Genomic DNA, 20,304 nt, shown 5'->3' with positions numbered 1-20,304 from the left:
GCGTCCGGAGCCGGCACGGCCGGAGGTCCACCGGTGTCGCGGCACGACGAGCGGGGTGATCGGGACGTGAACCTGGCCACCCGGACCGTCGCGCCGGCGCTGCGCCGGCTGGGCTTCGCCTTCGCCGCCGACGGCGGACACGCTGCCTGCCTGGCCTCGGCCGCCGACGGCGGCTGGTACGCGGAGAGCTGGCGGCTGCCCCCGGACGGCGGCCCGGCCGCCCCGCTCGCCCTGCCGCTGTCCGGCAACCGCTCGGAGGACCTGCGCTCCCACCTGGTCGCACTGCCGGACGGCTCGGTGCTGATCTGCCGCCACGACGGGGACCGCCACGACCTGGTCCGCCTCTCCTACGGCGGGACCTCCGCCGCGGAGCAGCCGGTGGCCACCATCCGGATGCCCGGACTGCGGCTGCTGGCACTCCCGACGGGCCCCGGCGCCGGCCCCGGCACGCCCGTCGCCCTGGCCCTCGGCACGGACAACCGCCCGGCCACCACCGCCTGGCTGGTGCGCACGGACGGCAGCGAGCCCGAACGGGTCGCCGAGATCCCCGGACTGCACGGCGGCGGCACCTGGCTGGACCGCACCGGTGACCTGCTGGCGCTGGACCGGGTCGACGCCGGGCTCGTCCGCAGCGTGCTGCTGGACTTGCGCAGCGGCACGACCGCCCCGCTGCTGGAGATCGGCGGGCACAGCAACGACCGGCTGGTGCTGTTCGACCCGGACAGCGGGTTCGCGATGGTGCGCAGCGACGCACCGGGCACCGACCGGCTCGGCTGGGGCGTGCTGGGCGGCGGCGAGCCGCTGCGGTTCCCGGCGTGCCTGCACGTCGCGGGCACCGTCCTGCGTCCGGTGGCGCTGCGGCCGGACGGCGACGGCCTGCGGGTCGCGGTGCAGGTCGACCACGGCGCCGGCTCGGCGCTCGCCCTCTGGCGGCCGGGCACCGGCCGGCTCGAACCGCTCCCCGTCCCGCCCGGCCGGCTCGGTTCGGTCGGGCACTGGGGCGAGGCGGCACTGCGGCTCCCCTACTCCTCGCCCGACCACCCCGCGGCGCTGGCCGCCCTGGACGTCGACGCGCTGCTCGCGCACGGCCCCGCCCCGGCCGCCGGCGGCCCGACGCCGCTGCCGCTGCAACTGGCACCACTGGGCTCCGGGCCCCCCGGCCCCTGGCGGGGGGCCGGGCTGCCGTGGCAGCCCGACGGCCCCCGGGCCACCCGCACCCCGCCGCCGGGCTGGCGGGTGGACGGCAGCACCGCACCCGGCGACGGCGGCCGCTGGCAGCCCGCGCAGAGCCTCGAACTCGCCGGCCCCGCAGGGCCCCTGGAGGCCGTGGTGTACGGCGGGGACGCCTGGCTGAGCAGCCCGCACCTGGTGCTGGCGCTGCACGGCGGCCCGGCCGACGCCTGGCGGCTGGAGTTCGATCCCGCGCTGCAGCGGATGTCCGCCGAGGGGCTGGCCGTCGTCGCCCCCAACCAGCGCGGCTCCACCGGTTACGGGGTGGCGCACGCGATGGCCATCCGGGGCGCCTGGGGCGGACCGGACCTGGACGACGTGCTGCACCTGCTGGACGGCATCGCCGGGCAGCGTGCGGCGCTCGGCCTGGAGCCCCCGGCCCTGTTCGGGGTCAGCTACGGCGCGTTCCTCGCCCTGCTGGCGGCCGCGCACGCACCCGCGGAGCAGGTGTCGCGCTGCGCGGTGGTCGCCCCGTTCCTGTCCGGCGCCCGGCTGCTGGCCGAGGCCGCCGGGCCCGTCGGGGCGTTGACCACCCGGCTGGGCGGCGGCGAGACGATCGCCGACGCCCGCGGCCCGCGCGACGTCCTGCAGCTCGCGCACCGGCTGACCGCACCGCTGCTGATCGTGCACGGCAATCGGGACGAGGTCGTCCCGGTCGGCCAATCCCGCTCGCTGCGGCACGAGTTGCTGCGGATCGGCCGGGTCGAGGGAGTGGACTTCCGGTACGTCGAGGCGGCCGGCTCCGGCCACGAGGTGCTCGCCGAGGAGGGCGCCGCCGTCCTGCACGAGCTGCTCGCCGGGTTCCTGCGGACCGGCCGACCGGGCTGATGACACCGCCGCGCCCGGCCCCCGGGCGCGCATCGTGATCTCGATAGGGTCTCGTCCGCTCCGGCCGTTATGGTGGCCGGGGCACGGGCCGCGATCACCGGCTGTGGCGCGTACCGAGCGCCCGATCGGGGACCGGGCCGCGCGCCACGCGCCGGCCGGGCGCCGATGACCTGCACCCTCGCACGGAGAAGACGATTCTGATGTCCGACACCCTCACCGACACCACCGGACCCGCGGCCAACGGGACCGACGCCGACGAGAACACGGCCGAGGACACCGCGTCGCACGGTCGGCACCGCGGACGGTCCGCCGCCGACGACAGCCCCGCGGCCGACCCGCACGGCCGGCACCGCGCCGCGGCGCGCCTGGGCTGAGCACGCACGCACGGAAGGGCCCGCCGGGGACGCACCCCCGGCGGGCCCTTCCGCGTCCGGTGCCGGCCGCCTCAGCCCAGCGTCACGACCGTGCGCAGGGCCTCGCCGCTGCGCATCTGCGCGACGGCCTCGTTGACGTCCGTCAGCGGGACCCGGTGGGTGATCATGGCGTCGAGGTCGATCCGCCCGGCCCGCCAGAGGTCGACGACCAGCCCGATGGTGCGGGCGACGGGCGCGCCGCCGTAGAGCGAGGGCAGCAGGCGCTTCTCGTTGAAGAACAGCTCGCCCATGGTGAACTGCGCGCGGTCGTCCTGCGCGCCGGCGCCGATCACCACGACCGCGCCGCCGCGCCGGGCGGCGTCGTACCCGGCCCGGACGGTGGCGGCCCGGCCGACGGCCTCGAAGACGTAGTCGAAGCCGCCGCCCGGCAGGCCCTTGGCCGCGGCCCTGAGCTCCTCGGGGGCGAGGGCCTCGGTGGCGCCGAAGGAGAGCGCCCGCTCGCGGCGGGACGCGACCGGGTCGACGACGGTGATCCGGGCGGCCCCGCAGACCCGGGCGCCCTGGACAGTGGCGATCCCGACCCCGCCGGCGCCGATCACCGCGACGGAGGAGCCGGGTTCGACCCGGGCGGTGTTGACGGCGGCGCCGACGCCGGTGGTGACGCCGCAGCCGATCAGCGCGGCGGCCTCGTGGGGCAGGTCGGCGGGCACCTTGATGACGGCGTCGGCGGAGACCACGACCTCCTCGGCGAAGGCCCCGGTGCCGTAGAACCCGGAGGCCTCGACGGCGGCGCCGCCCTCCTCGAAGCGGAAGCCGGGCGCGCCGAGCCGCCGCAGGCTGGCGACGCACAGGTGGCCCCGGCCGTGCTCGCAGTGCGCGCAGCGGCCGCAGGGGGCCATCCAGCAGAGCACCACGCGGTCGCCGGGGGCGATGCCCCGGACGCCGTCGCCGACCTCGACGACGTCCCCGGCGCCCTCGTGCCCGGGGACGAACGGCGCGGGCTGCGGCAGGACGCCGCTCATGGCGGAGAGGTCGGAGTGGCAGAGGCTGGCCGCGCGCATCCGGACCCGTACGGTGCCCGGGCCGAACCCGACGGCCGTCACGTCCTCCCGGACGTCGAGGGTGTCCTGGCCGGTCTTGTGCAGGACGGCTGCGCGCATGGGGCTGCTCCCGGTGTGCCTGGTGTGCCTCGGATCGGCGGTCGGGCCGATTCTGGCACGGGCGGCCCGGCGGGACTAGAACACGTTCCAGGGCCCCTGTGGTCCCCCCGTCTACCGTCGAGTAGGGTCCGGGGCGAGCACGTCCGCCCCCGTCCCGGACGTCCCGAACCCGAGGAGCACGGCATGTCCGACCTGCTGGAGAGCGCCCGCCCGGCGCCCGAGGTGCTGGCGGCGTTCGAGGCGGCGACCGGGTTCATGCCGGTGGACGAGGGGCTGGCGCTGTACGCGGCGGCGGTGACCGCGGCGCGCGGCACCGGGCTGCCGGTGCTGGAGATCGGCACCTACTGCGGGCGCTCCGCGGTCCTGCTGGCCGCCGCGGCCCGGGAGACCGGGACGGTCGCGCTCACGGTGGACCACCACCGCGGCTCGGAGGAGCAGCAGCCCGGCTGGGAGTACCACGACCCGACGCTGGTGGACCGGGAGGTGGGGCTGATGGACACCCTGCCGCGGTTCCGCCGCACCCTGCACGCGGCCGGGCTGGAGGAGCACGTGGTGGCCCTGGTGGGCCGCTCGCCCCGGATCGCCGCCCTGTGGGGGCGGCCGCTGGCCCTGGTGTTCATCGACGGCGGTCACACCGACGAGCACGCGACCGGCGACTACGAGGGCTGGGTCCCGCACCTGGCGCCGGAGGGGCTGCTGGTGGTGCACGACGTGTTCCCGGACCCGGCGGACGGCGGCCAGGCCCCGTACCGGGTGTACCTGCGGGCGCTCGCCGAGGGCTTCGAGGAGGTCTCGGTGACGGGCTCGCTGCGGGTCCTGCGCCGCACGGCGGGCTGAGCCTCCCCCGCCGTCCGCCCCGGCGCCCGCCGCACCCCGCCCGTCGCACCCCGCCCGGGGAGCCCCGACGGGCCCCGCGAACCCTCCCGCCCGGCCCCGACGCGCACGGACGACCGCCGCGCCTCCGACCGATCCGCCGAGCCGCCCCACAGCCACACCCCGATGCTCTAACGTCGTGCCGGGGCTGTCGGGCGGGGGTTCGAACGGTACGGTGTCCGCGCAGCACCAGGCAGAGCAATCGGCGGACGGTGGGGGCTAGCGGCACATGACGGACCAGCACAACACCGCTCCGGCGGTCTGGGACCCCACCGCGCGCGGTGGTGCGGGCGGCTGGGTGCGCGGCCCGCAGCAGGCCCCGGGCGAGGAGGCCGCCGGCCCGCCGCCGCTCGTGACCGGCCCCGTCCCTCCCGGCCCCGTGGCCCCGCCGCCCACCGCGGGCGCCGTGGGCGACCAGGGCCCCCCGCTGGCCGCCCGCCCCTACCTGGCCGCCGCACCCGGCCACGAGGCGCCGACCGCGCCCGCCTTCCCCGCCGCGGCCCCGCAGCCGCCCGCCGCTCCGTTCCCATCCCACGCGACGTCCCAGCGCACCGCCCCGGGCCCGGGTCACGTCTCGGGCCGGGAGGCCGGCCCCGGCTACGTCTCCGGCCAGGCCCCCGGGCCCGGCTACGTGTACCCGCCGCAGCCGCCCGCCGGCCCCCCGCAGGCCCCGTACGGGCACGGCCCGGGCCCGTACCCGGGCGGTCCCGGGCAGCCGGGGTACCCGGCCGGCCACCCCGCCGACTACCCGAACGACTACGCGGACCCGGACGACGAGGACCGCCCGGGCAACCGGAAGGCCCCCCTGCTGATCGGCTTCGCCCTGCTCCTGGTGCTGGCGGTCGGCGGCGGCCTGCTGATGGCCGCCAGGAACGGCGACGACAAGAACGGGCAGGCCGCGCCCGCCCCGTCGGCCACCGCCCCGACCTCGGCCGGCAACCCGCCGCCGGCCCCGGCCCCGACGGGCACCGACGCCGCGCCGAGCGGCGCCGCGACCGACCCGGCCTCGGCCGGCGCCACGCCGAGCCCCACCGCCTCCGGAGCCGGCCCGAACGCCAAGGGCCAGGCCCAGGCGCTGGACGACCTGCTCACTCAGGGCGAGAGCGCGAAGGCCCCGATCGGCAGCGCGGTCGCCAAGGTGACCAGCTGCCCGGCGAAGGCCGACATCGAGAGCGCGGCGCAGGTGTTCGACAACGGTGCGAAGCAGCGCGACGACCTGCTGCGCAAGCTCGCCGGGGTGGGCGTCGGCGACGTGCCGGGCGGCGCCGACGCGGTGGCCTCGCTGAAGCAGGCCTGGCAGCTGTCGGCCGACATCGACCGGGCGTACGCGAGCTGGGCCCGGGCGGTGGCCGGCCAGGGCTGCTCGGGTTCGGCCCCGAACACCGCCGACAAGAAGCACGCCGACGAGCTCAACCCGCAGGCCACCCAGGCGAAGAAGGACTTCGCCGCCAAGTGGAAGCCGATCGCCGACAGCTACGGCCTCACCCCGCGCACCCAGGACAGGATCTGAACCACCCGTGACCGGCTCCGCCTCCCGACCGCCCCGCCATTCCGCCCTGCTGCGCGTCACCACGGTGGTGGGCGCGGCCGTACCGCTCTGCATGGCGGGCTGGTTGGGCTGGCAGGCCCTCGAAGGCCCCACCCCGGTGAGCGCCGCGGGCACCTCCGCCGCGGCGCCCACCACCCCGTCCGGCACCGACCCGTCCGGAGGACCGGGGACGCCGGGTGCGTCCGGCGCGCCGGACGCCTCGGGCACCCCGGCCGCGGACCGGCCCACCGCGGCCTCCCCGGCTCCGTCGGACACCGCGGCCGCCACCGCCTCCCCCGGCGCCTCCGGCTCGCCCGACGCGACCGCGCTCAGCGGCCGCACCGTCGTGCTCGACCCCGGCCACAACCCGGGCAACTCGGCGCACACCACCGAGATCAACCGTCAGGTCGACATCGGCAACGCCCACAAGGAGTGCGACACCACCGGCACCGAGACCAACGCCGGCTACACCGAGGCCGAGTACACCCTGGACGTGTCCCGCCGGGCGCGGGCCATCCTCGCCGCCCGCGGCGCCACCGTGGTGCTGGTGCAGGACGGTGACCGCCCGTGGGGCCCGTGCATCGACGAACGCGCCCGGGCGAGCGCCGCCGCGCACGCCGACGTCGCGCTCTCGGTGCACGGCGACGGCGGCCCGGCGAGCGGCAGCGGCTTCCACGTGATCATGCCGGCGCGCGTGGTGGCGGGGAAGGCGGACACCTCCGCGATCGTCGAACCCTCGCACCGGCTCGGCCTTCTGCTGCGCGAGCACTTCCGCGCGGCGACCGGCGAGCAGTACGCGGACTACGTCGCGAACCAGGGCCTGGACACCCGCTCCGACCTGGGGGGCCTCAACCTGTCCACGGTCCCCAAGGTGTTCATCGAGTGCGGTAACATGCGCAACCCGGCGGACGCGAAGCGGATGACGGATCCTCAGTGGCGGCAGCAGGCGGCACAGGGGATCGCAGACGCGCTGACGGCGTATCTGACCACGCGGTAAAGGGAGTTGGGGCGGGCCGGCCCGGTGGGCGGCAGCGCGCCCGGCCCGCGCCGTTTGCAACGACTTCGCCCCATTACCGGTCCCGCCGTGCGCCGGCGGCGCGGTTGGGCCTAGGCTTCTGGTCCGTTCGGGAGTTTCGGCCGGTCAGCCCGACCGCACGAACCGCCGACCACGACACGTCAACGAGGGGAACGTTAGTGAATCTGCGCGCTCTCACCAGGGGAGACGCCGCCGTCGCAGGCGCGGCCGTCCTGCTCTTCATCGCCTCCTTCCTGCCCTACTGGACCGTGGACTGCAGCGGCCGGTACTGCGGCGACACGTCGCAGAACGCGTGGAGCACCCAGCTGTTCCCCATCCTGCCCTCGATCTACCTGCTCGGCATCGCCGCCGCGGTGCTGATCCTGCTGCAGCGGTTCCAGGGCCCGGCCGCGGCCGGCCGCCAGGTGCTCGGCCTCCGGCTGGACCAGTGGGGCATCGCGTTCGCCGTCACCGCGCTGTGGACGGCGCTGTGGTCGCTGGGTGGCGGTCCGTCGGGTTCCGGCTTCGGTCACGGCTTCGGCGCCTGGCTCGGCCTGATCTCGCTGATCGTGCTGGCGGGTGCGGCCGCGGCCGCGCCGCTGGTGCCGGCGCTGAAGGCCCCGCTGGTCACCGACCGCCCGGCCGCCGTGCCGTACCAGGGCTACCCGGCCCCGGGCCAGCCCGGTCAGCCCGGCCAGTACGGCTACCCGGGCCCGGGCCAGGACCCGAACCAGGCCCCGGCGTACGGCGCCCAGCCCGGCGGCTACGGCTACCCGGCCGGTGCGGCCGCCGGCCAGCCGCAGGACGCGGCCGCCCCGGCCCCGCAGCCCGTCCCGGCCGCGCAGGCGCAGCCGGCCCCGGCCGCCCCGGCGGCCGACTTCGCGCCGTTCTGGTTCGCCGTGCCGGCCCCGCGCCCGCTGGCCCCGAAGGACAACCCGGTCGGTGCCCCGATCGGTGAGCTGGTGCCCGGCACCTGGTACCTGGCGGTCGAGCAGCGCGGCTCCGCGCTGGTCGCCCAGCTGGCCGACGGCAGCCTCGGCCTGCTGGCCGACACCGCGGGCATCCAGCGCGGCTGACGCCCCGGCGGTACGGCGAAGGGGCGGGACCGGATCTCTCCGGTCCCGCCCCTTCGCGCTGTCACGTCCCTTCGCCGTCCCGCCCCTTCGGGCCGGCCCGGCGCGGGCGGGTCAGCAGCAGTCCCGGACCACCAGCCCGGCGGGCAGCTGCTCGCCGCCGAAGACCGCGACGGTCGCCGGGTCACCGCCGAGCGCGGCGACCGCGAGCAGCAGTGCGCCGGCCGTCCAGGTGGTGCGCTCCTCCGGCCAGATGGCGTCGTCCTCGAAGACGTACCCCGTCCAGTACGAGCCGTCCTCGTGCCGCAGGTGCTCCTGGATCCAGCGCAGGATGTCCACCGCGCGGTCGGACTGGCCGATCGCCCAGAGCGCCAGGGCCAGTTCGGCGCTCTCCCCGCCGGTCACCCAGGGGCGGTCGCTGACGCAGCGCACGCCGAGGCCGGGGACGACGAAGCGGTCCCACTCCCGGTCGATGCGCTCGACCGCCGCGTCGCCGCGCAGGCCCGTGCCGAGGACCGGGTAGTACCAGTCCATCGAGTAGCGGTCCTTGTCGAGGAAGCGCTCGGGGTGGTGCGCCACGGCGTGCCCCAGCCGGCCGGCCGCGAGCTCCCAGTCCGGCTGCGGCTCCTCCAGGTACTCGGCGATGGCCAGGCCGCAGCGCAGCGCGTGCAGGATGCTGGACGAACCGGTGAGCAGCGCCTCGTCGGTGGCGGTGCCGTCCTCGTCGAGGCGCCAGGCGATCGGGCCGCCGGGCAGCCGCAGGCCGACGATGAAGTCCAGGGCGCGCCGGACGACCGGCCAGATCCACTCCAGGAAGGCGTCGTCGCCGGTGCTGAGGTGGTGGTGCCAGACGCCGACGGCCACGTAGGCGCAGAAGTTGGTCTCCTTGGCGTGGTCGGTGACCACGCCGTCGGTGTAGGCGGCGTACCAGGAGCCGTCCGGGTTCTGGCTGGCGGCGAGCCAGCGGTAGGCGGCCTCGGCGGCGGCGTGCTCGCCGGCGGTGTCGAGGGCCATGGCGGCCTCGGTGTGGTCCCAGGGGTCCAGGTGGTGGCCGGCGAACCAGGGTATGGCACCGTCGGGGCGCTGTTCGGCGAGGATGCTGCGGACGGTGCCGGCCGCCTGCTCGGCGTCGAGCACCCCCTCGAGCAGCAGCACCTCGGGGACGGCCGCGGTCATGCGCCCGCCCTCCGCGGCTTCGAGGCGTACGCGACGAAGCTCTTGCCGATGACCGGGTTGAGGGCCCGCTCGGCGGCCTTGGTGAGGGTGCTGATCACCGGGGTGCCGACGATGTCCCAGACCAGCAGCTGGTGGTAGGCCTTGACCGGCAGCGCCTTGTCGTTGTCCACGCCGACGGCGCACTTGATCCACCAGTACGGCGAGTGCAGCGCGTGCGCGTGGTGGGTGCCGTACGGCTCCAGGCCGGCGTCCTTGAGCTTGCCGAGCAGTTCGTCGCCGCGGTAGATCCGGATGTGGCCGCCCTCGACCTCGTGGTACTCGTCGGACAGCGCCCAGCAGATCTTCTCGGGCAGCCAGCGCGGCACGGTGACGGCGAGCAGGCCGCCGGGCTTGAGGACCCGGAACATCTCGTTGAGCACGCCCTTGTCATCGGGTATGTGCTCCATCACCTCGGAGATGATGATCTTGTCGAAGTACTCGTCCTCGAACGGCAGCGCCAGCGCGTTGCCCTCCATCGCGACCGCCGACGCACCCTCGGGCGCCTCGCCGGCCTGCTCCATCGCGGCGAACCACTTCTTGACCTCGGCGATCTCCTCGGTGTTCTGGTCGAGGGCGATCACGTTGGCGCCGCGGCGGTAGCACTCGAACGCGTGCCGGCCCCCGCCGCAGCCCAGGTCGAGCACCCGGTCGCCGGGGGCGAGCGGGAAGCGCGAGAAATCGACGGTCAGCACTGCAGGGCTCCCATTCCTTTTGCTACCAAGCGGACTTGACGCCGCGTCAGAACGATTCGCGCCGGGCCGGCGGCCGGGTGGGTCGGGGCCGCCGGAGCGCGCCCGGGCCGGCCGGGGCGGGTGGCTCAGGGCACGTAGCGCCAGCCCGGCCCCGAACGGGCCCGGGCCCCGGCCCCGGTGGCGATGGCCGCGCGGTAGGCCTCGGCGGTCAGCTCGGCGGCCCGCTCCCAGGTGAACCGGGCCAGCACCCGCTCGCGGCCGGCGCCGCCGAGCCGCCCGCGCAGCTCCGGGTCGTCCAGCAGCCGTCCGAGCGCCGCCGCCAGCCCGTCCGCCTCGCCCGGCGGCACGGCCAGGCAGGTGCGCCCGTCCGGGCCGGCCACCTCGGGGATCGCGCCGCCGGTGGTGGCCACCAGCGGGGTCCCGGTGGCCATCGCCTCGGCGGCGGGCAGCGAGAAGCCCTCGTACAGCGACGGCACGCAGGCCACCTCGGCCGAGCGGTAGAGGTCCACCAGCTCCCGGTCGGTGAGGCCGCTGCGGAACTCGATGTGCTCGGCCAGTCCGAAGCGGCGCACCGCCTCGGCCACCGGGCCGTCGTCCTTCTGCGGCTTGCCGACCACCACCAGGTGCGCGGGGCGCTCGGTGCGCACCTTGGCGAGCGCCTCGACCAGGAACACCAGCCCCTTCAGCGGGACGTCGGCGCTGGAGGTGGTGACGATCCGGCCCGGCACCCGCTCGACCGCGTCCGAGGGCGACCACAGCCGGGTGTCGGCGCCGATCGGCACCACCGAGATCGCACCGGGCGCAACGCCCAGGTGCTCGGCGATCTCGCGCTGCGAGCTGCCGGAGACGGTGATCACGTGGTCCAGGCGGGCGGCGACCCGGCGCTGCATCCGGGTGAAGGCGTACCAGCGGCGCAGCGACAGCCTGCGCAGCCGGGTGTCGGCCGCGTCCAGCTCCAACTGCCGGTCCACGGTGATCGGGTGGTGGATCGTGGTGACCAGCGGGAAGCCGTGCCGGGCCAGGCCGAGCAGGCCGTAGCCGAGGGTCTGGTTGTCGTGCACCACGTCGTAGCGGCCCTTGTGCCGGGCCAGGTACTGCCGGGCGCGCAGCGAGAAGGTCAGCGGCTCGGGGAAGCCGCCGGTGCGCATGGTGGCGAACTCCAGGACGTCCACCGGGCCGCGGAACTCCCCGCGGGCCGGCGTGCGGAACGGGTCGTCGGCGCGGTAGAGGTCCAGGCTGGGGAGTTCGACCAGGCGCACCGAACCGGGGCCCTCGACCTCGTCCAGCACCGGGAAGGGCTGGGCCCCGATCACGTCCACGTGGTGGCCGAGCCTGGCCAGCTCGCGCGACAGGTGCCGGACGTACACGCCCTGACCGCCACAGAAGGGGTCCCCGCGGTACGACAGCAGGGCAATCCGCAGCGGCTGCGCGGTCATCCTCGGGCCCTCATCTCTAGCTGCTATCTGTGCTGCTGGTCGCTAAAGTAGATCAGGTTTCAGTGGGTGTGGAACTCGTCATCGACCATGTGAACAATGAGAGACCTCGAAGATACCGGCCCGTAGCTTTCCCTCAGGAGCCAGGGCTGGTGATTCCCGCCACGCCGGACCATGCCGACCTTGTGGAGCACACCGCCACCCACGCGCCCCGGGAGCACTCCTTGCCGCCTCCGACCACCTCCACGAGCCCCGCCGCACCGCCGCCCGCACCGCCCGGTGAGCCGTCGCTGACCGCGCGCCAGGCCGAGCGCCGCCGGCGGATCCTGCGGGCCGCCACCGCCCTGGCCGCCCGGGGCGGGTACGAGGCCGTACAGATGCGGGAGGTCGCGGAGAGCGCCCAGGTCGCCCTCGGCACGCTCTACCGGTACTTCCCGTCCAAGGTCCACCTGCTGGTCGCCGTCATGCTGGAGCAGCTGCAGGGCCTCCAGGAACACATCCGGCGGCACCCGCCGACCGACCTCGAACCGGCCCCCCGGGTCGCCGACACGCTCACCCGGGCCTTCCACGCCCTGCAGCGCGAGCCCCTGCTCGCCGAGGCGATGGTCCGGGCGCTGTCCTTCGCGGACCGCTCCGTCGGGGCCGAGGTGGACCAGGTCAGCTCCGCCACCGGACAGCTCATCCTGGACGCCATCGGCCAGTCCGGGCCACCCAGCGACAGCCAGCGCGCGGCCGTCCGGGTGATCGAGCACACCTGGCACTCGGCCCTGGTCGCCTGGCTCTCCGGCCGCGCCTCGATCGCCGAGGTCCGCGCCGACCTGCAGACCGCGGCCCGGCTGCTCACCCTGCCCTGAACCGGGCCCCGACTGGAACCTGTTCCTCCCCGGGCGGCACCCCGGCGGGCTGCCCCGGACGGGCCCTGAGCCCGGCGGCGGACCCCAGGGCTTAGAGTCGACGGGCAGCACAACTCCATCCCGCCCCTCCCGCGGGGGAAGCCGGTGCGAATCCGGCGCTGACCCCGCAACCGTGAGTCCGGAGCCGCCGCGGCCCCGGCGAGTCGGACCGCCCGCGGAGGGGCGAGCGGCCAGTCCGGGCCCGCCACCGCGCACCGCCCGGCACCGTCGAGGACTACGGAACGGCCCCCGGGGCCACCACCGCTCACCGAAAGGCACCACTCCACCATGCTCACCGCCGCCCGCCTGGGCGCCGCCGCCCTGTCCGCCGCGCTGCTCACCGGCGCCGCCGCCGCACCGGCCCTCGCCGACAGCCCCGCGCCGACCACCGCGGTCGTCCCCGACGGCCTGTACGGCAAGGGCGACCCGACGTACGACGGCGTCTGGCGGCAGTCGCTCGCGCTCACCGCCCTCGCGGCGGCCAAGGTCACCCCGGCGGCGTCCGCGGTCGGCTGGCTCACCGGGCAGCAGTGCGAGGACGGCGGCTGGCCCTCCTACCGGGCCGCCGGCGCGGCCTGCGACGCCAAGACCGAGGACAGCAACGCCACCGCCGTCGCCGTCCAGGCCCTGGTCGCGCTCGGCGGGCACCAGGACGCCGTCGACAAGGGCGTCCAGTGGCTCAAGGCCAACCAGAACGCGGACGGCAGCTGGGCCTACAACCCGGGCAGCCCCGGCGACGCCAACTCCACCGGCCTCGCCGTCAACGCCCTGTTCGCCGCCAAGGCCGACCCGGCGGCCGTCGCCAAGGCCGGCCGGAACGCCTTCGACGGGCTCGCCCTCTACCAGCTCGGCTGCGCCGCGCCCGCCGACCAGCGCGGCGCCTTCGCCTACCAGCCCGACCCGGCCACCGGCGCCCTCGCGCCCAACGCCCTCGCCAGCGGCCAGGCCTCGCTCGCCGCCGCCGGCGGCCACCTCCCGGTCGCCACCACCGCCCGCGCCGACGCCGCGCCCAAGGCCCTCGGCTGCCCCGACGGCGCCCCCGCCGCGCCCGTCGCCCACGCCGACTCGGGCGAGGCCGCCGCCGCTTACCTGAGCGCCCAGCTCACCGCCGGCGGCGACCACCTCTCGCTCACCACCCCCGGCGCCCCGGCCACCCCCGACTACACCGCCACCGCCTGGGCCGCCCTCGGCCTGATCCAGAGCGGCCACCCGCAGCAGGCCACCGGCGCCGTCGACTGGCTCGGCAAGGAGGGCGCCACCTGGACGAAGGGCGGCACCGACGCCGGCGCCACCGCCACGCTCCTGCTGGTCACCCAGGCCGCCCAGCGCGACACCGCCGCGCTGACCGCCCAGCTCACCGCCCTCGGCCCGGCCCCCGCGGCCACCGCGAGCCCGGCGGCCGCCGCCACCCAGCCGGCGAAGAAGAGCGACGGCTTCGGCCAGTACTGGCTGATCATCGTCGGCCTGCTGATCGGCGTCGGCGGCGGCCTGGTGCTCAGCCTCCAGCGCAAGCGCGGCGCCAGGCCGTGACCCCCCGCACCACCGGCCCCGCCCGGGGCGGCCCGGCGGGCTCCCCGCGGACGGGCCCCGGGGCCCGTCCGGGCCGGCGGCCCCGCACCGCCCTGCCGCTCGCCCCGCTGCTGCTCGCCCCGCTGCTGGGCGCGCTGCTGCTGGTCGCCACCGCCTCGCCCGCCGAGGCCGCCGGGTACCGGTACTGGTCGTTCTGGCGCGCCACCGACACCGGCTGGGCCTACCAGCAGCAGGGGCCGGCGGTGTCGGTCCCCCCGGACGGAGCGGTGGACGGCTGGCGCTTCGCCGTCAGCCCGGACGGCGGCCGCGACGCCGCCCGGCCGCGTGCGGCCACGGGCTTCGCCGCCGTCTGCGCGGACACCCCCGCCCAGGAGGGCCGCAAGCGGGTCGCCGTGGTGCTGGACTTCGGCACCGCCGCCGACGCCGGCTCCACCGAGGCGCCGCCCGAGCAGCGCACGGCGTGTGCCGCCGTCGCCCCGAACGCCACCTCGGCCGAGGTGCTGGCCGCCGTCGCCCCGCCGCTGCGGTACGACACCAACGGCCTGCTCTGCGCCATCGCCGGCTACCCCAGGGCCGGGTGCGGCGAGCAGCTCGGCGGCGCGGCCGCGGCGGGCGGCCCCGCCGACGGCGGGGGCCACGGCGGACCGGACCTCGGCCTGATCGCCGGCGGAGCGCTGGTCGCCGTCCTGGCCGGCGGCGCCGTCTGGCAGACCCGCCGCCGCCGCTCCTCCTGATCCCCCGAACAAGCCCTACCCGCCCGACCCGATCCCGATCCCGATCCCGACCTGGACTGATCCGTGCGCCCAGCCCGCAGCACCCGACCCCCCACCGGCCCCCGTCAACTGCACCCCGGGGCCTGGTGGCTGTGGGCGCTCGGGCTGGGCGCCGCGGCGACCCGCACCACCAACCCGGCGATCCTGCTGCTGCTCGCCGCCGTCGCCGGGTACGTGGTGGCGGCCCGGCGCGGCGACGCGCCCTGGTCCCGTTCGTACGGCGCGTTCCTGCGCCTGGGCCTGCTGGTGCTGGGCATCCGCCTGGTGTTCGCGATCCTCCTCGGCTCGCCCGTCCCCGGGACGCACGTCCTGTTCACCCTGCCCGAGGTACCGCTCCCGGCCTGGGCGCAGGGGGTGCGGATCGGCGGCCGGGTGACCGTCGAGGGGCTGCTCGCGGCGCTGTACGACGGCCTGCGGCTGGCCACCCTGCTGGTCTGCGTCGGCGCCGCCAACGCCCTGGCCAGCCCGGCGCGCCTGCTGCGCACCCTGCCCGGGGCGCTGTACGAGGCGGGTGTCGCGGTCGTGGTGGCGATGACCTTCGCGCCCAACCTGGTCGCGGACGTGCGCCGGCTGCGCGCCGCCCGCCGGCTGCGCGGCCGCAGCGACAAGGGCGTCGCCGCCGTGCTCAGGGTCGGACTGCCCGTCCTGGAGGGCGCGCTGGAGCGCTCGGTGGCGCTGGCCGCCGCGATGGACACCCGCGGCTTCGGCCGCACCGCCGACGTCCCGCGCCGCCTCGCGCGGGTGACGGCCGCACTCACCCTGGCCGGCCTGCTCGGGGTCTGCCTGGCCGCGTACGGGCTGCTCACCGCCGGGGGCGCCGACTGGGCGCTGCCGGTCCTGCTACTCGGTCTGGCCGCCGCCTTCACCGGGCTGCTGCTGGGAGGCCGACGGTCCGTCAGGACCCGCTACCGGCCCGACCCTTGGGCGCTGCCCGAATGGCTGACCGCAGGCTCCGGCGCCGCCGTCGCCGCGCTCACCGTCCACCTCTCCTCCGTCGATCCCGCCGCCTTCGCCCCCACCGTCGTCCCGCCGACCGTCCCCGCGCTGCCGCTGGCCGCCGTCCTGGCCGTACTCCTGGGCCTGGTACCGGCGTTCGCCACCCCGACCCCGCCCCGGAGGGCCTCGTGATCACCTTCGAGCAGGTCTCCGTCCAGTACGCGGACACCGCCGAGCCGGCCCTGAGCGGCGTCGACCTGACGGTGCCCGAGGGCGAACTGTGCCTGCTGGTCGGCCCGTCGGGCTCCGGCAAGTCCACCCTGCTGGGGGCGGTCAGCGGCCTCGTCCCGCACTTCACCGGCGGCGTCCTGCACGGCCGGGTCACCGTCGGCGGCCGGGACACCCGCGAACACCGGCCCCGCGACCTCGCCGACCTGGTCGGCACCGTCGGACAGGACCCGCTGGCGCACTTCGTCACCGACACCGTCGAGGACGAACTCGCCTACGGCATGGAGTCGCTGGGCCTGCCCGCCGACGTGATGCGGCGCCGGGTCGAGGAGACCCTCGACCTGCTCGGCCTCGCCGACCTGCGCGACCGCGCCCTCGCCTCGCTCTCCGGCGGCCAGCAGCAGCGCGTCGCGATCGGCTCGGTGCTCACCGTGCACCCCCGCGTCCTGGTCCTCGACGAACCCACCTCGGCGCTCGACCCGGGTGCGGCCGAGGAGGTGCTCGCCGTCCTGCAACGGCTGGTGCACGACCTGGGCACCACCGTGCTGATGGCCGAACACCGGCTGGAACGGGTCGTCCAGTACGCCGACCAGGTGCTGCTGCTGACCCCGGGCTCCCCGCCCGTCCTCGGCGGACCTGCGGAGGTGATGGCGCACTCGCCGGTGCACCCGCCGGTGGTCGGCCTCGGCCGGCTCGCGGGCTGGCGGCCGCTGCCGCTGTCCGTCCGCGACGCCCGCCGCAAGGCCGGCCCGCTGCGCGAACGCCTCGACGGCCGCCACCCGGCCACCGCCGGCACCCCGACCGGCACCCCGGTCGCCACCGTCGAGCGCCTCGCCGTGCGACGCGGCCCCGTCCAGGCCCTGCGCGGGGTCGACCTCACGCTGCGCCCCGCCGAGATCACCGCCCTGATGGGCCGCAACGGCGCCGGCAAGTCCACCCTGCTGGGCGGCCTGGTCGGCCTGCACGCGCCCGCCTCCGGCAGCGTCCGGGTCGGCGGCCGCACCCCGCACCGCACCCGGCCCGCCGAGCTGGTCCGCGAGGTCGGCCTCGTCCCCCAGGACCCGCGCGACCTGCTGTACGGCGAGAGCGTCGCCGCCGAGTGCGCCGCGGCCGACGGCGACGCGGGTGCCGACCCCGGCACCTGCCGCGCCCTGGTCGAGCGCCTGCTCCCGGGGATCCCCGACACCGCCCACCCGCGCGACCTCTCCGAGGGCCAGCGGCTCACCCTGGCCCTGGCCGTGGTGCTCACCGCCCGGCCCCCGCTGCTGCTCCTCGACGAGCCGACCCGCGGCCTCGACTACGCCGCCAAGGCCCGGCTGGTGGAGATCCTGCGCGACCTCGCCGCCGACGGCCACGCCGTCCTGCTGGCCACCCACGACGTCGAGCTCGCCGCCGAACTCGCCCACCGCACGGTGATCCTGGCCGAGGGCGAGGTCGTCGCGGACGGGCCGACCGCGGAGGTCGTGGTCTCCTCCCCCGCCTTCGCCCCGCAGGTCGCCAAGGTGCTGGCGCCCGGCCCGTGGCTCACCGTGCGGCAGGTCGCGGAGGCGCTGAGCTCATGAGCCGCCCCGACCCGGGCCCGCCCCGCCCGAACCGCCCGGAAGCCCACCGCCCGGAGCCCCGACCCCCGGCACCCGTGCGCCCGGAGCCCGGGCAGCCCGAGGCGGCCCGCCCCCGCACGCTCGCCCGGCCCGTCCCGCTCGGCCGCCGCTCCGTCACGACCCTGCTGCTGGTCTCCGCGGTCGGCGTCGCCGGCTTCGGCTGGCCGCTGCTCGCCGCCACCGACTCCGCCCTGGTCGGGCACTCCGCCGACGCCCCCTGGCTGTTCGCACTGCTGCTGCCGCTGCTGCTCGCCGTCGTGGTCGCCCAGATCTCCGAGGGCCGCACGGCCGGCGGCGGGGCCCCCGGACTGGACGCCAAGTCCGTGGCCCTGCTGGGCGTGCTGGCCGCGACCGGCGCGGCCCTGCGCCCGCTCGGCGCGGGCACGGCGGGCCTGGAGCCGATGTTCTTCCTGATGGTGCTCTCCGGCCGGGTGCTCGGGCCGGGCTTCGGCTTCGTCCTCGGCGCGCTGTCGATGTTCGCGTCCGCGCTGCTGACCGGCGGCGTCGGGCCGTGGCTGCCGTTCCAGATGCTCGCCATGGGCTGGGTCTGTCTCGGTGCGGGCCTGCTGCCCGGCCCGGCCACCCTGCGCGGCCGGCGCGAACTCTGGCTGCTCGCGGTCTACGGCGCCCTCGCCGCCGTCCTGTACGGCACCGTCATGAACCTCCAGGGCTGGCCCTACATCGCGGGGCTGTCCGGCTCCATCTCGTTCGTCCCCGGCGACCCGGTCTCCGCCAACCTGGTCCGCTTCGCGGCCTACTGCCTCACCACCTCCCTCGGGTGGGACCTCCCCAGGGCGGCCCTCACCGTCGTGCTGTGCCTCACCCTCGGCACGCCCGTGCTGCGCGCCCTGCGCCGCGCCACCCGCCGCGCCGCCTTCGACGCCCCGGTGTCCTTCCGCCCGCCGGGCGGGTGAGGCCGCACCCGGGGCGGGCCCGCCGGCCACCGGCCCGTACGCGCGCCGCCGGCGCCGTCAGGTGTCGCGCAGCAGCCGGTACGCCGTCGGGGGGTGCAGCCGGAGCAGGGCCAGCAGCGTGCGGGCGGCGCCGATCGGGATGGTCGGGCGGCCCCGGCGGATGCCCTCCAGCAGGGCGGCGGCCGCGGTGGCGGCCGGGATCTTGCGGACGGCGCCGTCCCGGCCGGCCGTCATGGGCGTGTCGACCAGCGGCAGGACCGCCTCCTGGACCCGGATCCACGGGGTGGACTCCTCGGCCTGGTAGCGCAGCGACCGCAGCAGGGTGTGCACGGCGGCCTTGGTGGCGCAGTAGACGGGGGCGGAGCGCTTGGGGGCGTAGGCCAGTCCGGAGGTGACGGCGACGAAGGCCGCGGGCTCGGCGCCACCGCCGGCGGCCAGGTGGGGCCAGGCCGCGGCGGCCAGTTCCACCACCGAGCGGAGGTTGACCTCGATCTCCTCGGCGGTCCGGTCGAGGACGGCGGCGCTCGGGCCGCCGGTGAGGTCGACGAGGTGCTGCACGCCCGCGTTGGCGACGACCACGTCGAGCCCGCCGAGCGCGGCCGCCGCCCGGTCCACCACCCGGGCGGCCTCGCCGCGGCGCCCGAGGTCGGCGGCGAGGGCCGTCACCCCCTCCGCCGGCGGCGCGCCGCCCTCGACGACCCGGCGGCCGCAGACCGCCACCCGCGCACCCGCCGCCGTCAGTTCCGCCGCCAGGGCCAGTCCGACCCCGCTGGTGCCGCCGGTGACCAGGACGCGTCTTCCGTTCACGTTCATGCCCCCACGATGGCCTCCCCGGCCGGTCCGCACTTGTACCATCGCGCCATGCCGCACGCCTGGCCGCTCCGCCCGGCGGGGCCCGACCGGTGACCCGCACCGTCAGCCCCGAGCTGGCCGCCGCCGCCCTGCACGGGGTGCTCCGGCACGGCCGGGGCCCGCTCGCGCCCTCCGCCGGCACCGTCCGGGCGCTGCTCGCCGAGGGCGCACCGGTGCCCGAGGGCCTGCACCGCGAGCTGCTCGGCGCCCTGTACTCCTGCGGGCCGGCCGCCGTGCTCGACGCCGCGCGCCGGCTGTTCGAGCGCCCCCGGGACGCCCGGCTGCGGGCGCTGCTCTGCGCCGCCGACGTCGCCGACCTGCTCGCCCGGGCGAGCCTGGCCGAACCGTGGCTGCACGCCGGCCACCGGACGAGCACCCTGCTGCGACCCGGCCGCCTGACCGTCGAGCACCTGCCCTACCTCGGGCGTCGCCCGGCCGTGGCCGAGACGGTCTTCGTCTGCGCCCTGCACGCCGCCGGGGTGGGGGCGGTGGTCGACGGCCCGGTGCGCGTCACCCTGCTCGGGGCGGCCTCGACGGCCCTTCCGGCGGACGCCCCCTGGCGGCCCGGCGGGGCCCCGGAGATCCACGGGTGGCGACTGGAGTGGTCGGACCGGCCCGCCCCCACCGCCGCGCCCACCCCCGGGCCGCGGGCCGGACGGGCCCTGGTGGACGCGGCCCGCGCCCGGTTCGCCCGGGAGCCGGCCGCGGCCTGGCGCGTCGCCGCGCTGGCCGGCGAGCTCGCGGTGGCGCCGCGCTCGCTGCAGCGGGCCTTCGCCCGGGCGGGCACCAGCTTCCAGGCGGAGCTCGCGGCCGTGCGCCTGGACGTGGCGGGCCATCTGATCCGCCGCACCCGGCTCCCGCTGGCCGAGATCGCGGCCGCCGCCGGGTTCACCGACCACCCGCACCTGACCCGCCGGTTCCGCGCGCACCACGGATGCACCCCGACGGAGTTCCGCCACCGCGGTCCCGCCGCCGAACGTCGCGCGCCGCAGTCGGGTTGACGCCCCGCCGGGCGTCCCGAAACCCGATCGCCCCCGCCCTCGGCGGACGGGGGGCACACGAAGGGCGCCCACCGCGGAAGCCCTCCGCTCCCGCCGACCTGCACGACACACCCCCGCACGACGTGTAACCAGGCGTTCACCATGGGTAAGTTTGA

General features: G+C 77.1%; 18 protein-coding genes and 1 riboswitch. Of the genes, 13 read left to right on the top strand and 5 right to left on the bottom strand.

What is annotated here, in order from left to right; all coding sequences use genetic code 11:
• The first annotated feature begins 66 nt into the window (after nucleotides 1-66).
• On the top strand, nucleotides 67-2,058 hold the full coding sequence (locus AB0N04_RS03650) for an alpha/beta fold hydrolase (RefSeq protein WP_360214548.1): 1,992 nt from the start codon (nucleotides 67-69) through the stop codon (nucleotides 2,056-2,058).
• 200 nt (nucleotides 2,059-2,258) lie between these two features.
• Nucleotides 2,259-2,432, top strand: a complete 174-nt coding sequence (locus AB0N04_RS03645; RefSeq protein WP_360214546.1) for a hypothetical protein — start codon at nucleotides 2,259-2,261, stop codon at nucleotides 2,430-2,432.
• A 71-nt stretch (nucleotides 2,433-2,503) separates the two neighbouring features.
• Here AB0N04_RS03645 and AB0N04_RS03640 read toward each other — a convergent pair whose 3' ends face one another.
• Entirely contained in the window at nucleotides 2,504-3,592 is a 1,089-nt protein-coding gene (locus AB0N04_RS03640) for a Zn-dependent alcohol dehydrogenase (RefSeq protein ID WP_360214544.1), read from the bottom strand.
• A 183-nt stretch (nucleotides 3,593-3,775) separates the two neighbouring features.
• Here AB0N04_RS03640 and AB0N04_RS03635 point away from each other — a divergent pair, with 183 nt between their 5' ends.
• From AB0N04_RS03635 to AB0N04_RS03620, 4 genes are all read left to right on the top strand, one after another.
• On the top strand, nucleotides 3,776-4,429 hold the full coding sequence (locus AB0N04_RS03635) for a class I SAM-dependent methyltransferase (protein ID WP_360214542.1): 654 nt from the start codon (nucleotides 3,776-3,778) through the stop codon (nucleotides 4,427-4,429).
• Nucleotides 4,430-4,694: 265 nt separating this feature from the next.
• On the top strand, nucleotides 4,695-5,975 hold the full coding sequence (locus tag AB0N04_RS03630) for a hypothetical protein (protein WP_360214540.1): 1,281 nt from the start codon (nucleotides 4,695-4,697) through the stop codon (nucleotides 5,973-5,975).
• A gap of 7 nt (nucleotides 5,976-5,982) precedes the next feature.
• Nucleotides 5,983-6,990, top strand: a complete 1,008-nt coding sequence (locus tag AB0N04_RS03625) for an N-acetylmuramoyl-L-alanine amidase (RefSeq protein ID WP_360214538.1) — start codon at nucleotides 5,983-5,985, stop codon at nucleotides 6,988-6,990.
• A 197-nt stretch (nucleotides 6,991-7,187) separates the two neighbouring features.
• Nucleotides 7,188-8,084, top strand: coding sequence for a hypothetical protein (locus AB0N04_RS03620; RefSeq protein ID WP_360214536.1), 897 nt, complete (start codon nucleotides 7,188-7,190; stop codon nucleotides 8,082-8,084).
• Between the two features lie 111 nt (nucleotides 8,085-8,195).
• Here AB0N04_RS03620 and AB0N04_RS03615 read toward each other — a convergent pair whose 3' ends face one another.
• The 3 genes from AB0N04_RS03615 to AB0N04_RS03605 form a co-directional block, all read right to left on the bottom strand.
• A complete protein-coding gene (locus tag AB0N04_RS03615; RefSeq protein WP_360214534.1) occupies nucleotides 8,196-9,257 on the bottom strand; it encodes a prenyltransferase in 1,062 nt (353 codons plus the stop codon).
• Nucleotides 9,254-9,988, bottom strand: a complete 735-nt coding sequence (locus AB0N04_RS03610) for a class I SAM-dependent methyltransferase (RefSeq protein WP_360214532.1) — start codon at nucleotides 9,986-9,988, stop codon at nucleotides 9,254-9,256. Before AB0N04_RS03610 ends, AB0N04_RS03615 begins: the two co-directional genes overlap by 4 nt.
• A gap of 125 nt (nucleotides 9,989-10,113) precedes the next feature.
• Nucleotides 10,114-11,424: a glycosyltransferase family 4 protein gene (locus AB0N04_RS03605; protein ID WP_360214530.1), complete on the bottom strand. Its 1,311-nt coding sequence runs from the start codon at nucleotides 11,422-11,424 to the stop codon at nucleotides 10,114-10,116.
• Between the two features lie 221 nt (nucleotides 11,425-11,645).
• Here AB0N04_RS03605 and AB0N04_RS03600 point away from each other — a divergent pair, with 221 nt between their 5' ends.
• The 6 genes from AB0N04_RS03600 (at nucleotide 11,646) to AB0N04_RS03575 (ending at nucleotide 18,296) form a co-directional block, all read left to right on the top strand.
• Nucleotides 11,646-12,275, top strand: coding sequence for a TetR family transcriptional regulator (locus AB0N04_RS03600; protein WP_360214528.1), 630 nt, complete (start codon nucleotides 11,646-11,648; stop codon nucleotides 12,273-12,275).
• A gap of 135 nt (nucleotides 12,276-12,410) precedes the next feature.
• Nucleotides 12,411-12,485: riboswitch (cobalamin riboswitch) on the top strand.
• 117 nt (nucleotides 12,486-12,602) lie between these two features.
• A complete protein-coding gene (locus AB0N04_RS03595) occupies nucleotides 12,603-13,844 on the top strand; it encodes a prenyltransferase/squalene oxidase repeat-containing protein (RefSeq protein WP_360214526.1) in 1,242 nt (413 codons plus the stop codon).
• Between the two features lie 107 nt (nucleotides 13,845-13,951).
• Complete coding sequence (locus AB0N04_RS03590; RefSeq protein ID WP_360214632.1) at nucleotides 13,952-14,578, top strand: SCO2322 family protein; 627 nt, start codon at nucleotides 13,952-13,954, stop codon at nucleotides 14,576-14,578.
• A 63-nt stretch (nucleotides 14,579-14,641) separates the two neighbouring features.
• Nucleotides 14,642-15,745, top strand: coding sequence for an energy-coupling factor transporter transmembrane protein EcfT (locus AB0N04_RS03585; RefSeq protein ID WP_360214524.1), 1,104 nt, complete (start codon nucleotides 14,642-14,644; stop codon nucleotides 15,743-15,745).
• Nucleotides 15,742-17,343 carry an ATP-binding cassette domain-containing protein gene (locus AB0N04_RS03580; protein WP_360214522.1) on the top strand — a complete coding sequence of 534 codons (1,602 nt, stop codon included), beginning with the start codon at nucleotides 15,742-15,744 and terminating at the stop codon, nucleotides 17,341-17,343. Before AB0N04_RS03585 ends, AB0N04_RS03580 begins: the two co-directional genes overlap by 4 nt.
• A gap of 74 nt (nucleotides 17,344-17,417) precedes the next feature.
• Nucleotides 17,418-18,296 (top strand): ECF transporter S component, encoded by an 879-nt coding sequence (locus AB0N04_RS03575; protein WP_360214519.1) that lies wholly within the window; start codon nucleotides 17,418-17,420, stop codon nucleotides 18,294-18,296.
• A gap of 57 nt (nucleotides 18,297-18,353) precedes the next feature.
• Here the strand turns inward: AB0N04_RS03575 and AB0N04_RS03570 are convergent, their stop codons facing one another.
• Nucleotides 18,354-19,109 carry an SDR family NAD(P)-dependent oxidoreductase gene (locus tag AB0N04_RS03570; RefSeq protein WP_360214517.1) on the bottom strand — a complete coding sequence of 252 codons (756 nt, stop codon included), beginning with the start codon at nucleotides 19,107-19,109 and terminating at the stop codon, nucleotides 18,354-18,356.
• A gap of 89 nt (nucleotides 19,110-19,198) precedes the next feature.
• Between AB0N04_RS03570 and AB0N04_RS03565 the strand changes: the two genes are divergently transcribed.
• On the top strand, nucleotides 19,199-20,149 hold the full coding sequence (locus AB0N04_RS03565; protein ID WP_360214516.1) for a helix-turn-helix transcriptional regulator: 951 nt from the start codon (nucleotides 19,199-19,201) through the stop codon (nucleotides 20,147-20,149).
• Nucleotides 20,150-20,304: the final 155 nt, after the last annotated feature.

The sequence above is a fragment of the Kitasatospora sp. NPDC051702 genome, assembly GCF_040681575.1.
In the GTDB taxonomy this organism is placed as follows: Bacteria; Actinomycetota; Actinomycetes; order Streptomycetales; family Streptomycetaceae; genus Kitasatospora.
Note: the sequence above shows the minus strand (reverse complement) of the source record. Positions and strands in the feature narration are given on the sequence as shown.